Consider the following 16,338-nt stretch of genomic DNA (forward strand, 5'->3'; position numbering starts at 1 on the left):
CAGACGCAACTGCACATCCAGCACATAGGCTGCGCGGTTGTCCAGCGGACGGCCTATGGGAATGATACCACGGTCATCTACATGGAAAGTAAGCGAGAATGTCGTATTCTCCGTAGGGCCGTAACCGTTAATAACGCTGAGGGCCGGATAAGTTCTCCTGAGCTTGTTCACATGCTCGTCAGACAGCTTCTCACCTCCCGCCAGCACTGCTGAAAGCCCTTCAAATATGCTGATGTCCGTATCTATCAGCTGGTTGAACCAGCTGGCAGTGAACCACATTTTGGTGACGCCGTGACGACGCATCTCTTCCTTCAGCAGGCCGCTGTCCAGCAGCCTATGCTCAGGACAGAGGATCAATGTACCGCCGTTGAGCAGCATCCCCCAATATTCAAATGTCGTGGCATCAAAGGATGGAGAACCGGTAGACAGTAGTATATCTGCTGCACTCAGTGATACATAGGTCACATTCTTCACGAGGCTCACCACGTTGCGATGGCTTACCAACACCCCTTTCGGTTTGCCGGTAGAACCGGAAGTATACATTACATAAGCCGGGCTTTCCGCGGTAAGACTGTCGATTTCCAGCGGCATGCCTGTTATGTTTTCCGGCAGACTGTCAGCATATACCAGTGCAATGCTGGGTGCTATGGTATTGAACAAGGGCTGAAACTCCCTATCGGTAATAGCTATACGCCCTGCAGTATCTTCCAGCATGAAAACAATGCGGTCCTGCGGATACTCAATATCCAGTGGTACATATGCGGCGCCAGCCTTCAAAATGGCCAGTATGCTTACTATCAGGCCGGTACTGCGCTTCATGCATACCGGTACTAATGTTCCCGGCTGTACGCCTTTTGCCACGAGATAATGCGCAAGGCTTTCGGAACGCTCATCCAGTTCACGGTAGGTGAGTCTTTCAGTTTCAAATACAATAGCCGTATTATCGGGAGTAAGTGCCACCTGTTCCCTGAAGGCCTCTACGATGGAGTGTTTATAGGGATATGTTCCTGCCGTATCGTTGAAAGTTTCCAGCAGAAGGCTTCGGGTGTTATCTGTCAGCAGTTCTATCTTCGATAACAACCCGTCTCCGACCTGCACAAACTGCTGCAATACCTGCTCAAAATCACCGGCAATGGCGTTTGCATAGACCGGCAGCAACAAGCTGCTATTGTAACTGAATTCAACCAGAACTGTTTCCGTTGCCTGAATGATCACATTGAGCGGATAGTTGGTATGTTCGTGCAACCCTATGTTCTCCAGGCGCAACTTCCAGGGGTATTCGTTCAGCACTTTGCTTACCGGGTAGTTTTCAAATACCAGCAGGGTATCAAAGAGATCACCGGCAATACCGTTCAGGCGCTGAATTTCGTTGAGAGGAGTATACTGATGTTCGCGGCATTCTATCTGGCTGAGTTGTAACGCCTGCAGCCAGCTGGTAAGTGACTGCGATTCATCAACAACAGAATGCAGCGGCAACGTGTTGATATACATTCCCACCCCGTGCTCCACACCATATAGGTCATCCGGCCTGCCAGACACAATCACACCATAGGTAACGGCGGTTTTTCCGGTATAGCGATATAACAGGTACGCCCATACACCCTGCATCAATGTATTCAGCGTAATGTGATGACGATGGGTAAACTGACTAAGGCTGGCTGTAGTGGTGGCATTAAAGCGCAGCTTTACTTTCTCGTAAACACCATCTCCTTTGTTCCTGTCTGCTGTAGAGCTGATAAAGGTCAACAGACAACCTTCTTCTACGCCCCGGAGATAGTTGCTCCAGTAAGCGGCATCCACCTGTTTGTTTCTGCGATATAAATACCGGATGTAATCATCATACCTGACAACAGTTGCGATAGGTAAAGCGGTTGCAGCTGCAAACGATTCATATGTGCGCAGCAGCTCTTCAAGTATTATGGGAAGCGACCATCCATCCAGCAGGATATGATGATAGCTCCAGATCATATAATAGTAATCGTCATGCAACTGTATCAGACAAAGGCGCATCAGCGGCACAGATGTAAAATTAAATCCGCGCAGCCTGTCTGCAGCCAGGTACTCCTGTATAGCCCGTTCCTGCGCTACCTCATCAAGATGACGGTAATCCAGCACAGACACCGGTAACACAGCTTCCCTGTAAGACGCCTGCACAGGCACGATAAATGTATCATGGTAAAATGCGCTGCGCAGGATACTCTGCCGGTTGATAAGATGCTGCCAGCTCTGAACAAACAGGTCCGTGCGGAGGTTTGCCAGGCAACAGTAAAACTGCTGCACATAAGTACCTGCCTGTCCGTCATAGAGCCCATGGAATAACATGCCTTCTTGCAGGCCGCTGAGTCTTGCCAGACTCTCCAGCTGCTCCCTGCGGGGAGCGCCATTCCGGGTTGCGTCCAAAAAGGCATCCAGCTCCTCTACAGTGATCACATCCGACAGTTCAAAATCAGCAGGGGTATAGGATACAGACCTGCCAGACACACAATGTGCAATAATCGCCTGCAGATACGATATAAATGAAGCTGCCAGCTGCTCCACCCTGCCTGCATTGAAATGCACCGTACTGTAATTCCACAGGATTTCGAGTACCCCATCAGTGATAAAAGCATTTATTTCGATTTTGTCGCGCAGTGGCCGTTCTTCCGCAATGGAAAGCCCAAAAGTGTTCCACAGCGGCTGAATAACAGCAGCATCATTTCCGTAGGGATCCAGTCTTCCCAGATAGTTGAAAACAATGTCCCAGGGATCTTCTACCTGTAAAGTAACAGCTTTGTCAAGATACTTCAGTACACCAAAGCCCAATCCCCCGCCCGGCACTTTCCGCAACTGTTCTTTTACATGCTTAATTACCTGCGCGATATTGTTCTTATCCTTCACCTGGAACAATACAGGATACAGACTGGTGAACCAGCCTGCCGTACGGGAAATATCCACATCGCTGTTGATACTTTCACGGCCATGACCTTCCAGTCCGACAGATACAGCCGAATGATCATTATAATCTGAAATCACGATAGCCAGGGCGCTCAGCAATAGATCCTTGACCTCCGTGTTGTATACGTGTGATGTTTGTTGCAGCAGTTGTTGCGTATATGCTTTATCCAATTTTACCTTCACGCCGCCGGTATCGGCAGTGCGTGCATGCAGCGATGGGTCGCGGTCTGTACGGAGAGGCGCATACTGCTGCACGACGCTTTCCCAGTAAGGCAGTTGCTGTTGCAGCTCCGTTTCCCGGGCGTATGCATGCAATGCCTCGTACCACTGCCTGAAGGAAGTGCCTTTATCGCCCATTATTTCCATCAATCCAACCATGCTTTCCCGCTGCAGCAACGCCTGGATATCGTCCAGCAGAACACGCCATGATACACTATCCACAGCCAGGTGATGTACAATCAGTAACAGACGGTTATGCTGCTCCTCCTGCGGCATGAAGAACAATACCGCTCTCACCAGGATACCATCTTCAAGATGAAGGGTTTTCTGATAATGCGCGGTGCAGGTTGCCAGCGCAACAGGCAGTTCTTCTCCGGCAAGGTTGGTCAGATCTTCTATATCCAGCACTCCTGCATAGCTGCCATACACTTGCTCCGTTAATGTATCATGCATCTGGTAAGAGAAACGCAATGCATCATGATAATGCAACAGTTCCCTGATCGCAGCAGAGAGTTTTTCCTTGCCGATATGCCGGTCGATTTTCAGTAGCAGATGCTGATTATACTGAGAAGCCCCGGCCGTTCCGGCTTCAAAGAAGTGTTGTTGTATGGGCAGCAGTCCGCTAACGCCTTGCTGCATGCCTTGAGCAGCCTGGGAAACGGCGCCGCCGCGGTTGATTACGAGTGCAGACAATGCTGCTATGGTCTGATGTGCGAATATATCCCTGGCTTGCAGGTTGATGCCTACCCTTTTTGCCCTGCCGGCCACCTGTATAGTGGTGATGGAGTCGCCCCCCAGCTCGAAGAAATCGTCATATATCCCTACCCGTAATACACCCAGCAACTCCTGCCAGATAGCAACCAGCGCCCGTTCTGTTTCGTTTCCGGGCGCCACATAAGTAGAGATCAGCAGTGCAGCGGTATCAGGATCGGGGAGTGCTTTCCTGTCGACTTTGCCGTTGGCTGTGAGTGGAAGTCTGTCCAGCTCAATAAAGAAAGTCGGGATCATATATTCCGGCAACCTGCTCTTCAGTTCAGCCACCACCTGTTCCTTATCGAAAGTACCAACAGAAACTACATAGCCCACGAGTCGCTTGTTGCCATTGCCGTCAGTCTTTACGAGTACTGCGGCCTGACTGATATTCCCGCACAGTTGTAATGCAGTCTCTATTTCGCCCAGCTCGATGCGGAAACCTCTTATCTTCACCTGATCGTCTACACGGCCCTGGTATTCTATCGTGCCATCTGGCAACCAGCGACCCAGGTCGCCGGTACGGTACATGCGGTAGCGAGAATCTGTATCGAAGGGATTGTCAATAAATTTCTCTGCAGTCAGCTCAGGGCGGTTCAAATATCCCCTGGATACACAGATACCGGACACACATATTTCACCGGTTACGCCAACAGGACAGAGCCGCATGTTGTTGGCCACATACAGATGCGTATTTTGTATAGGTCTGCCCAATGGCACATTCGTGCTCTCAGGCGTATCATACATGAAGTAATGACATATATCGTCCGACGCCTCCGTAGGCCCGTAAGCATTAACCACAGGAATACGGCCATACACTTTATGTTTGAACCACTGTGCCAGCAGAGGCTGACTTACAGCTTCACCGGTTACCAACAAGTATTGCAGGCTGGCTAACGGCGCCGTATATTGTTCCTGTAACAAAGCAGCAAGATAGGAAGGCACCAGCTCCCAGATGGTAATTCTGTCGTTATTGATAGCCTGCAACAGCGCCGCCGGTTGCAAGATAAGCTGCGAAGAATAAATGACGGTGGCGCCGCCGCAAAGCAACGCAGAAAACAGCTGCCATACGGAGATGTCGAAAGTATAAGAAGCAGTGAACGCAACAACAGACTGATTCGTAATCTGCAGATCATTTACCTTAGCATACAAGTGATTGAGCATGCCGGCATGCTCCACCATCACGCCTTTAGGCTTACCTGTGGAGCCAGACGTATAGATCAGATAAGCGAGGTCGCCGGGACGCACTATATTCTCAGGCACAGCAGCCGGTTGCGCCGCAATGGCTGCACTGTCCGCATCCAGCCTCACAATATCGATATGCCGGGCAAAGCTGAACCGGTGCGCAATATCAGCAGTGGTAACAACAATACTTGCATGAGTGTCCTCCAGCATATAACTGATCCTGCTCTCAGGATATTGCGGATCAACTGGCACGTAGGCGCCGCCGGCTTTCATAATGCCAAGGATACCGATTATCATGTCCGGCGAACGATTGAAGCAAACAGGAACCGGTACGTCTGTCGAAACACCCTTCTGTTGCAGATAACGGGCCAGTCTGTTGGTTCTCTCCAGTAGTGTTGCGTAAGTATATTTTATGCCCTCAAACACAACCGCCACTGCATCGGGACATTCGGCTGCCTGTTCGTCGAAAATCTCCACCAATGTTTTCGTGTGAGGATAAGGAACAACAAAATTGTTGAAACTACGCATCAGCTGCCGCTCTGCGGCAGGGATAATATCAATATGTTGTACAGGAGTATCTATCCCATCCATGAACTGGCGCAGGATGTGCATAAGACGTTGCGCCAGCAGCTTCATCTCATCATTGGTGAAATACTGCAACTGGTAATCTATACTTAATTGCAATGGTTGTTCCCTGCCATAATCTTTCCACCAGATTTCAACCGGATAGCGGCCATATCCGCTTGGCAGCTCGTAGAAGGACGCCCGCAGCCCTTCTCCAAAGTCCATGTAAAAATCGATATAGGCATAGTTGATAACGATCTCCAGCAAATTTTCTTCCGCGGCGTTGATCTTGAAATAGCGGCTAAGATCTCCGATCTGGTAATTATAATAGCGATAATCTTCACGCTGCAAAGCGGTGATCTCCCGAATCAACTCTCCCACAGTAGCATCCTGACAATACTCCCCTTTAAAAGGCAGTATGCCCGTGAACATGCCTACAATATCTCTTACCTTCCTGTCCCTTCGTTTATGCAGAGGCGTGCCAAAGACAAAGTCAGTTTGTTCGGTGATCTGACCAAAATAGATCATCAGTGCCGCGATTGTGAGCTGCTGAAGGCTGGATTTGGTACGTTGCTGCAGCTCTTTGAGAAGGGAAAGGTCATCTGCTGTCAGATCCACAACTACCGTCTCACAACGTTTGTGCGCATAGCTGCCGTCATGAAACTTTCGTTGCAGCAGCGGCTGCGGTTTTTTATCGAACCTGGTTTTCCAATAGCGTCCTTCCCTTACATATTCTTCTGAATGATAATACTCCGACGCCTTTACTATTTCATCACGGTAAGAAGAGAACATGAATTGAGTATCGTCATTGTTGACGAGGGTATTGTATTTCCTGGCTACATAGCGGTTCTGCGAGGATACGCCGAAACCATCGCTGATCAGGTGATGATATTTGTAGAAGTAAAAATGCTCGTCTTCTCTCAGTTTTATCAAGTAATGTTCAAAGAGAACATTGTCCCTTTTTATTTCAAAGGGTTTGCGAAACTGTTCCCGCATCCAGGAAAATACGGCTTCTTCACCTCCCTGGCTATAGTCCAGCTCCTTTATTTCCAGTTGCCTGAAGTTGTCATCGAAATAAATATGCGGCGTATGTTCTTCAATATCAAACCGCATGCGGTAAGCATCAAATACTTCCGGTACTGTGCTGACAGCCGTGAGAAATTTTTCCCGTACCAGGGGCCCAACAATTCTGGTATATCCTCCGATATTATAATAAGGGTTTTCGATATTTATCAGCTGGTCGAGAAAAATATCTTTTTGCGCGGGATGAAGCGGCAATCTGTTCGTTAACATTATACAAATAGTTTTTAGATCCAGCCGGCCGGACAGGAACATGTACAGTTAGATAAATCATATTAGCATTCCCATACCGCATCGTGGCGGATGTGATAGCATAAAAAGGTTTTCAATACGCGGGCACTTAATATGGATCCTTAACTTACGTGGAACAATCAATCTTCAGGACGCCATACCTGCCAACAATTCATAAGAATGACTGACATTAACCAATCTGATTATTGTACGTCCGGGGAGAACAGGACGCATGTGGAGATTCAATAAAGCACTGGTCAATAACATACTGCCGGCACTCTGGCCTAAAACCACTACAGTCCTATTTTAAACGGGAGCTAGTTAGACGGCGCATATGTTTCATTCTTTCACAATGGTATTCCATAATATACACTCATGTACAGATTATCCGGAGCATGTTAATTCTAGTCAATAACAGTGGTTCCGCGTAGCATTTTAAAGGGTTTAAAGTTAATAAACAAGTCATTTATACAAAGGGGTTTACAAAGGAAAGTCAAGTATCATTGTAAGGTGGTTTACAAAAGACTTCAGCATTAAAAACAAACCTTTGTTATCTGATGCTATATATCGATCTATTGTTTTAACATATCCAACATCATAACCAAATTGTCTTCTGATGAGCAAACAATATATCTTAAAATGGCAGAAACAAAACACCCATTGAAACAAATTTTTGAGTTATCCCGGCAAAAATACCATACCGTACACACATCATACTGCAGTGCTCTTCCGGGATTAGTTTTTCAATGTGCTCTCATCACAACAATAATGCTAATACAGGAATAGTTTAAAATATTATGATTATTTTTTCTACCCTAAAAATAATATAATGTTCTGCCGCCCCCTGCAATTCACGTTCTTCCAAATCCGCTCCCATATTAAAACCCATACCTTGTCTGCATATATGCCGCAGGCTGTACAAGCATAAATTTTAACGTCCACTTAATTATTCTCTATCTCTTTTCTTTCGTCCTTTGGCTGCAATAAAAATACTGCCGCTCATCAACAGCATAATTTTATAATTTCTACTATAGTCTGGCACTAACTATTCTGGCTAGACGAAATCAAAACACATAACATCATCATTCTTTAACCCAATCTTTACACCCATGAGCAATAATCACCTACACGGCAAAAAATGAAACGCTATGAAATGAAATATGACAGTATGAAACAAACTATCCCCAACCGGCATTATAAAATTTTACGGATCATCATTATAAATATATAAAATTAGATTATCTTAGTCCTGACCAGCCACGTATATGCGAGGTAGTTAGTTCAAACAACGATAGTAACCAAAATACGGCCCTCAAAAAGCTTAATCAATAGCTGAGTATGACGAATCCTACAACAAGAAATACCCTAGCCGTCACAACCTGGATTAAATCCTTATACAATAAGTTATCCTATTATATCAGGGAATACAGTGCTTCCGGGATGGACCATGCTGAAAATACCGAAGAGAAAAAGAAAATTTATGCGATCAATACCCTCAGTATCCTTACCAGTTTCCTGGTGCTTACAATAGGTTATGCGTATTACCAGATAGCTCATAAAACTTATGTGATCATCCCGGTGATAACAGAGGGCATATGCTTTGCACTCATTCCATTGCTCAACCGCAGAGGCATGGTCAGAGCTGCCGCCAATGCAACCTATATGCTGCACGCTATATGTGCCTGTTACTTTGGATGTATCCTGGGAATGGTGGTTGAGATACAACTTGTTGTGGTCTTTTTTATCATGGCCGCTTACCTTGTCACTCAAAGCAAGGTGGACAGGCGCATTTACATCATCAGTTCCATTATAGCGCTGATTTGCATGGAAGTAAACTATTTCTTTGAGCTCATACCCTCCCTGGAACTAACACGCAACCAAGGCTTCTTCTTCCGCTGGGCAGCCATTTTCGGGATACTAACCTTGATTATCAAGACAGTAAAACTGTACGATACAAGGAATAATGACGCACAGGAGAAGCTCAGGAAGGCCAACGAAGCCAAAACGAAATTTGTACGGGAAGTATCACATGAAGTACGAATCCCCCTGAACACCTCCTTACAGATTGTACAGATCCTGGAGAGGGAGATCAGAAACAATCCATATCTCGAACATCTTCAACCACTAATCAGGACTCTTTACTTCTCCACCTCCCTGCAGAAAGGAATTGTGAATAATGTGCTTTATCTGGCACAGATAGAAGAAGGGAAGCTGTATAACCAGGAAAAGAGGTCATTCAATCTGGAAGATACGCTGTCTGCCATCCTCGAAATGCATAAGGTCTATGCGGCTCAGAAAAACGTTACCATCAAACTCTCTGTGGATAGTAAGATGCCCGTGTTTATCCATGAAGACGAACTGAAACTTACGCAGATCATTAATAATATCCTTATTAATGCGGTGAAGTTCACCAACGTTAGGTCTGTGGTACGAGTGGCTGTAAAAAGACAGGAAGACACCTGGAGCCTTGCCATTAAAGATCAGGGGCCAGGAATGAACCAGGACGAGATCACTCAGATACTGCAGCCATTCAACAGCACCCGGTCTGACCTCAACATAGAAGGCACCGGGCTGGGCCTTCAGATCTCCCGGCAGCTGATAGAACTCCTGGGCGGCAGCTATAACATACAAAGCCGTCCAGGTCATGGAACCTCGTTCACGGTTATACTTCCACTGACGGAAGGAGAAGTTGTTCTTCCTGAAAACCACAGGGATCATCACTTGAACCTTTTCGGTTACCGTGCACTGATCATAGAAGATGACCCGTTGTCAGCTATGTTCCTTAAAATGCACCTGGCTTCGCAGAATTGCGAAGTATTTACAGCCGCCAACAAAGCTGAAGGATTAGCGGCTGCAGAAAAGCACAAGCCTCATATCATCTTCGTGGATGCCTGCATGCCCTACTCTGATGACGGACATGACACCATCACTGAACTGAGGGAAAATCCATTCTTCCGTAATACATTTATTATCGGCGTGCCAGGGAATGCATTCCAGGATGACATCAAAAACCTGACACAGGCGGGAGCAGATATCTGTTGCCCCAAGCCAATATCGTATGAAGTATTGAACCCGATATTACTTTCATTCACAATGAACTACCAAAAAGCCCAACATCGATAAGCCACTCCCGCTGTATTTAACTTCAGGCTGTTACTGCCGGATCAGTCTTGATATACCTGAATGTATCCAGCTCATACCAGCTCTTATGTCCGGAGATCAAAACTCCCAGGTGATCCAGCAGACGCTGCACATGATGATTATAAACACCAAAATCGGGAAGGTTTTGTGCTATCTGGCAAAACTCATCCACGTAATTGTCGTGCAACTCTATGGCCTTGAGATATGCGTCAGTAGTAGTTAAGCCCAGCTCCTGCTCCAGTACCAGCACGATATTCATTACATCCTTACCTCTTTCCTTCTCCACGGAGAAATAATCATTTGCATAGGCAACAATGCGGCAAACAAGACTGCTTGCGCGTTGAATAACGGGATGATGAAACACCTTGTCCGGCAATGCCTGACCAGATTGCAGTTCGCAGAGGTCAATCAGCGGAAATACCAGTACTGCTTTTTCACGGATGGTGTTGTAATCATTGACCGTGGGGAATATCATCCTTGACTTGTAATAGGCTTCCAGCTGCATGCCTTCAAAGCCGCGGTCGATGCTGTGGATGTAGCGGTTCATCCAGTAATACGGCATAAAGGACAGCATTTCTTCCCTTTGCAATTTCAACTGATCAAAGAGGGAGTTGTCGTGCTGAAGCACCGGATAGCCTTTCAGTACAGCAATAGTACGTTCCCGTACCGCCTGTAACTCACTTACCGGGCAGTCTTCATAGAGATCATCGTTGATGAGCCCCCAGAGCAGGAAGCGCACAATGGGTTTAAGCTTTTCAAAGGTTGCGAAGGGATACATCCTGGCGCCCATATGCCCCACATTAGTCTGCTGGTACTTGTAGTGTTTTTTTTTCTGCAGAAACGCCTCGGGCATAGACGTGTAATCGTTGTTAAGCCAGGTCTTGCTTTCAGCTTCGATCTTTTCAGCCTGTTGATTCTTCAGGTCTCTGAAAGGATACGCCAGACGAGGGATTTCCAGTACAGGGTACATGATTTGCTTCTTCATAACAAATTGATTTGGTTTTTAAGTTTCATGTCAACTAAGATATTAACATGAAAAAAAGTTACAATTTGTTACGGCGATTTCCCTGCTTTTTTGTCTGAATTAGCTTTTCCTGCTAAAAGTTTAGCTCAAAAGAAATAGGTTACCTGATACCTGGGCAAGCGATACAAGTTGGAGGGCAATACAGATGTTGATCATACCTGGTTATTCAGCATAGTATATTAATAGCCTTGATGAAGTTGAAGATGAAGGCACAGTAGCATTCCTGTGACAGCCATTCTTCTGGTTAACACGAAATAAAACTATCCGGAATACAGGCACCTTCAACAGGTTTCCCTCCTTATTTATTTTTTGCACTGACACATTATAGTATGATCTTAGATCCTATAAATCTTATAATGCAACAGACATGAATGAATCAGCTAACTGCCCCAACTGTGGCACGAAAATTAAAAGTGGAATATTTGGATCCAATGAGCTGCTGTCTGCAGAAAAATGTGCCTTAATATCGGAAATGAACAGTACCCCTAAAACTACTGGTTGTGAAAAGTGTTCTGGCGCCATTTATAATAATGCCATTGCCGCTTTTAGAAAAAAAAGAGAGGAGATGCTGGCAAAAATCCAGCAGCATATTCACCACATACCTATTGTCACAGCTCAAAACCCTTATGGATGGGAATACAAGACCCTTAGTATAGTAACCGGTCAAAGCACAACAGGAACGGGCGTTTTCGCAGAAATAAGCTCATCATGGACCGATTTCTTCGGTATGCAATCAAATGCATACAACAGGAAAATTGCCCATGGAGAGTCGCTATGCGCTCAACAAGTAAGGCAAAAAGCCATTCAGGTGGGAGGGAATGCCATTATAGCAGCCGACATAGATTATACTGAACTGGGAGCCGAAAAGGGAATGATTATGGTGGCGATGTCAGGTACGGCCATCAAACTCACTAACCTGGATGTGCTGGATAAATATAAAGTGGACTCAATTAATGAAATCAGTGAAATGTCCGAGCAGCTCTATAAATGGGCCAATCAATACCCTGCTGTTATCAAGGATCTGGAGAAGTAGGTTTCGAAGTAAGTTGTTGGTATATATAATACCAATAGGAAATCGGCTATATGATTTTAATAAATGGAAATGGTTCTATAAAAAAGCTACAGGTTATCCCTACCTTTTTGTATAGAACCATTTCGCAATACTTCAAGGAGCATCAATAGTATCTCCGCTCAGGTACTATATCCTCAATTATATCCAGTTCCAGCTAATTTACTGATACTAACTTCCTTATAGCGAATCGGTTTCCCATTTGAATCGAAATAATACTCAGATAATAATCCCGAATAAATCATCAGTTCCGATCCCATGAACGTAACTGTTCCATCAGTAGAGGAAGTACTGGACTGCGTCTTTGTGGTTGTCCTGAAATTGAAAACAGAATTGGGATTAATAGCAGGTGATCCGGCTTGATCTCTTAAGACTACATAAATGTCACCTGTGTAGGATGCATATGTTCCATCATCCTCGGAAATAGCATTTCTGATTTCAATTGAAGCCAATAAATTTTTAAAAAAGCAGTCGCATGAATATTGGTAACCCATTTGCTTGAGTATATTCCCTTTCAGGTCTCTGATTAGCTTTAGTCTGAGCATTTCATCATATTCGTAATATTGGGTATTATCATTAAAATCACAGACGGATGTAATCCCTATCAAAGGAATATGCGTATATGTCGTCATTTGGGATCCCTCTGGGAATATGCGTATATTATCTATGGGTACCGGTTCGTTAAGAATCATGTTATCAGACGAGCAGACTGTATTCACGGGTTCCCATTTACCCGCCACCAATTTTCTGTATGATAGTATATATTTTTTACCATTGGGTCTTGTGAAAGGAATCGTGTAGCTACCCGAAAAGTATTTTCTACCAGCATATGCACTTCCGGTAATAGCATTGTTCACCTCTTCAAATCCCTGATAATATATTTCATTGTTGTCTGCATAATCAGCTTTTGCAATGATCTTATTATCGCTACTCCACAGATAACTGGTATACTGTCCGGTTCTTTTCACTTCCTTGGAGACATTTCCTGTAACAAAATCGTACCTGACATCCACCTCCTGCCGCAACGGATCACTATTCCGTGAAGAAGATACTTTATTAAGGAAAACTTTTGTATGAGCGGGATTACCATCACTCTGAACAGTATAAGAAGAATGCTTAATGATTTTGTTATTATCTGTCGTATTGTGCTCTTCGCGAATAGGTACAGCCAGGTCATTCATCAGCGTATATGCCTGGGTCTCATCAGCAGTAAGACCGGCTATTTCACTTCTGTTTTCCGGATAGTAAACCTTATCGGAATAATTTTCCCCTTCTGAAGAAGTATAAGAAGTAATGCGTACTAACGTTCCTTCAGGATTATATGTATATGATTTGGTCTTTGTCAGGTATAGTGTAGGAACCTTTGCATCATATATCTTTTCTGTTTCCTTCAACAACTGATAATTGTCCTTTACCTGATAATAAACATTCTCAAAATAGTTCAATACAGATATAATAGAGGCAGAAAGGGTAACACTTACTCCCAATGCCTTTCGCTGTGCAAGTGATAACTGACCATATTCATACAACGCTTCAGATACAGGCTTGCTATCAGATGTAAATACGACCTTTGACTTTAACAATCCTCTTTTATGGGCATTGGAAGTTGAATACCCAAACTGCCGGATGTTATTAATATCAATTGCAGTACCGATGAGTGAATTGTGGATAGTGAAATAATCGGGAAAATCATTGAAATTTGTAAAATCACTTTTTGTGTATCCACCATTAGGCTCTATTACTTTTACTTTTGAATATCCGGTAAAAACGCCATTAATATCACTAATGTTAAATATAAGCCCGGCGTTACAACTCTCCGCATCAATGGAGCAACCTCCTATCGGGGAAGGCATAGTCACTCCAGAATATTTTATATACCGGATATTTTTCATTGTCACCTGTCCGGAGCTCTTCCCATTGTCCAGCTTATACTCATATGAACGAGTATAGGATTTCCCTGAGTTGTCATACTCTTTCATTGCACTTATACGAAGGCCTCCTGACTTTTTATCCGTATTTGACGCTTCATCATAATAGGAATTAAGCTCATACAAAAACTCCGTCTTTCCACCTTGTGCATGCTCAATAGAGCGTAAGGAATACTGAAGTGTTTTCTCTAAGACTGGCTCTTTATCAGCTTCTGGATAGTATGGTGTAGATCCGCTGTTATTATTGTAAAATCCCCAATGATCAAAGGAAGCACTGCTGCGATCCGGAAAGATAAGGCCGGGGTTAAAATAATAATCCAGATTATAAAGCCTGAACAACGGTGTGTTCTTTCCAAAAGACGTATAAATCTGTTTGAGACAAAGCCTGTTTCTCTCTTTCTCAGGAAGCGGACTTGTAAAGTAATCGTAAGTAAATGTGTATTTCCTTACGGGGTCCACATCAATTTTATTATATATTTCTATACTACTGAGCGCATATCCATTATCCAGATCATCCCGCCGATCTATATAATTGAGCTTCATTCTTCCTGAAATCGTATTAACCGCACTCAGGTACTTTACCTTTTGGTAAGTGCGGGAGTTGTTTATTATTGTCTGAAAATTATCCGGAGGCATACAGTTATATGCTTTGAAATTTACACGCATCCGGTTATAGATAGTAGTAGTTACATCTTTACCCTCCAGGTAGTCAAAAGTAATTTCATCTGTTTTGTTAAATGAATACATTTTGCTTAAATACCAGGTAGATGTAAAGCTCTTGGTGTCAGCCACATTCTCCCGGGAGGCAGCATCCATACCGAAAATATAATGTATCCCACTTGCGTCAGTCAAATGCCACTGGATACTCAGGTCGTCATCGGGGCCATTTAACCGTTCAAATGATACCTTACACTTTACTGGCTGGTTAAACACTGGTATACCATTTTCATCAAATACAAAGGAGAACTCTCCTGTAGGCGTAGAAATATAGAAAAGATCAGGTTCTCCATCCCATTCTCCGGTTGCAACTTTATCGGCACGCGTGGCATTAGTTTCTCCTCCTCCATTTACCTGTACGCCTGTTTTATTCTTTCCAATGTAGCCTTTTTCCGACTCATCAGGCATTCCTCTTACAATTCTGGTTACCATTCCTCCAGCACGTAAGCTCCAGCCTAATCCCACAAAAGACGCCACATCCTGTAACCTGATCCCCCCTCCTTTGTAGTTAAGCGTTACTGGTACAGACATTTCCTTAGACTCCATTGTATATAAAGGCAATGAAATATTCGGAACTCCAGTATACAGGTTAACATTACTATTCAGGTACGAAGTCGCGAAAATATTATTGGGAGATGGCAATGTAATGGCCGTTTTGTCTTCATATTGCGCACTTGCGCACATATAACAAACCAAAAAACTTATCAATCCAATAATTCTCCGGTGGTAGGGATATTCAAAATTAGTCAACATTGTCAATGATTATTTTCTTAATTAAGATTAATAACATCTATTGCGCTACTTACTCATTTCATATACCAATCTTAAATGGTGTACTAACTTCGATCACCTCTATTTCTTCGCAAGAAAAATTTATTATGTCATTTTCATAATCTTCAATCTGATAATTGATATTCTCTAATCCATTACCTGAAACATCAAGAATATCACATCCTGAAATTTGTTGTACTCCCTTAGCGGTAAAATCAAGTCTGAAGTGTGAAACATTACTGAACATAAGAATTACCTCAAAAAAATCATTTGACATGTCAGGCCAGCCGCCCCCATCACCTCTCAACTGACAATAAACAATCATCATTATATTACTGGTTGACCATTCGACAGTTTTGATAAATGCAATGTCCGATGGTTTCCAATTAGGGTATACATTTGTAATCAACTCTATTTTTTTCATACTTTTCATTTTGGCCAAAAATTAAACAGTGTCTCTTTTCCTTTGATAGGATCGTATCTTGGTCCATACTCATATTGATGCAAATGAGGCAGGCTATGATCAGCAGGTCTCATGTGATCGGAATAGTCTACCCGATATATTTGGCGTCCATAGCCATCATAGATGACTCTCGAAGTCTCCATACTACCAGTACGACCACTTACTCTTAACCAATCCATCCTTGTAGAATTGGGGCTTATTTGCTTAGGCGAATAATTCTCCCAGAATTTAGCATACCTAGCAGCTTCTCCCTTTTCCATCA

7 protein-coding genes are annotated in these 16,338 nt (G+C 44.0%); 2 read left to right on the forward strand and 5 right to left on the reverse strand.

The genetic code is table 11. From position 1 onward, the window contains the following. Positions 1–6,945 (reverse strand): non-ribosomal peptide synthetase (locus VM802_RS16730; RefSeq protein ID WP_325532524.1); only part of this gene is annotated, 6,945 nt, incomplete at its 3' end. Between the two features lie 1,356 nt (positions 6,946–8,301). Between VM802_RS16730 and VM802_RS16735 the strand changes: the two genes are divergently transcribed. Continuing rightward, a complete protein-coding gene (locus VM802_RS16735) occupies positions 8,302–10,086 on the forward strand; it encodes an ATP-binding response regulator (RefSeq protein ID WP_325532526.1) in 1,785 nt (594 codons plus the stop codon). Between the two features lie 22 nt (positions 10,087–10,108). On the opposite strand, the gene VM802_RS16740 is transcribed toward VM802_RS16735, so the two are convergent. Beyond that, on the reverse strand, positions 10,109–11,089 hold the full coding sequence (locus VM802_RS16740) for a terpene synthase family protein (protein ID WP_325532528.1): 981 nt from the start codon (positions 11,087–11,089) through the stop codon (positions 10,109–10,111). Between the two features lie 406 nt (positions 11,090–11,495). On the opposite strand from VM802_RS16740, the gene VM802_RS16745 reads away from it, so the two are divergent. Then, complete coding sequence (locus VM802_RS16745; RefSeq protein ID WP_325532530.1) at positions 11,496–12,161, forward strand: heavy metal-binding domain-containing protein; 666 nt, start codon at positions 11,496–11,498, stop codon at positions 12,159–12,161. Positions 12,162–12,334: 173 nt separating this feature from the next. Here VM802_RS16745 and VM802_RS16750 read toward each other — a convergent pair whose 3' ends face one another. The 3 genes from VM802_RS16750 to VM802_RS16760 all read right to left on the reverse strand — a co-directional run. Beyond that, complete coding sequence (locus tag VM802_RS16750) at positions 12,335–15,388, reverse strand: hypothetical protein (RefSeq protein WP_325532532.1); 3,054 nt, start codon at positions 15,386–15,388, stop codon at positions 12,335–12,337. A gap of 265 nt (positions 15,389–15,653) precedes the next feature. Then, positions 15,654–16,037: a hypothetical protein gene (locus VM802_RS16755; protein WP_325532534.1), complete on the reverse strand. Its 384-nt coding sequence runs from the start codon at positions 16,035–16,037 to the stop codon at positions 15,654–15,656. 5 nt (positions 16,038–16,042) lie between these two features. Next, positions 16,043–16,338, reverse strand: a 296-nt coding sequence (locus VM802_RS16760; RefSeq protein WP_325532536.1) for a hypothetical protein, incomplete at its 5' end; no start/stop codon positions are given.

The sequence above is a fragment of the Chitinophaga sp. genome, assembly GCF_035538455.1.
GTDB lineage: Bacteria > Bacteroidota > Bacteroidia > Chitinophagales > Chitinophagaceae > Chitinophaga.

Bases quoted from the DNA above. Each gene is read 5' to 3' on its own strand.
- VM802_RS16735 (WP_325532526.1), top strand. From the start codon at position 8,302: ATGACGAATCCTACAACAAGAAATACCCTAGCCGTCACAACCTGGATT.
- VM802_RS16745 (WP_325532530.1), top strand. From the start codon at position 11,496: ATGAATGAATCAGCTAACTGCCCCAACTGTGGCACGAAAATTAAAAGT.
- VM802_RS16750 (WP_325532532.1), bottom strand. From the start codon at position 15,388: ATGGAGTCTAAGGAAATGTCTGTACCAGTAACGCTTAACTACAAAGGA.
- VM802_RS16755 (WP_325532534.1), bottom strand. From the start codon at position 16,037: ATGAAAAAAATAGAGTTGATTACAAATGTATACCCTAATTGGAAACCA.
- VM802_RS16740 (WP_325532528.1), bottom strand. From the start codon at position 11,089: ATGAAGAAGCAAATCATGTACCCTGTACTGGAAATCCCTCGTCTGGCG.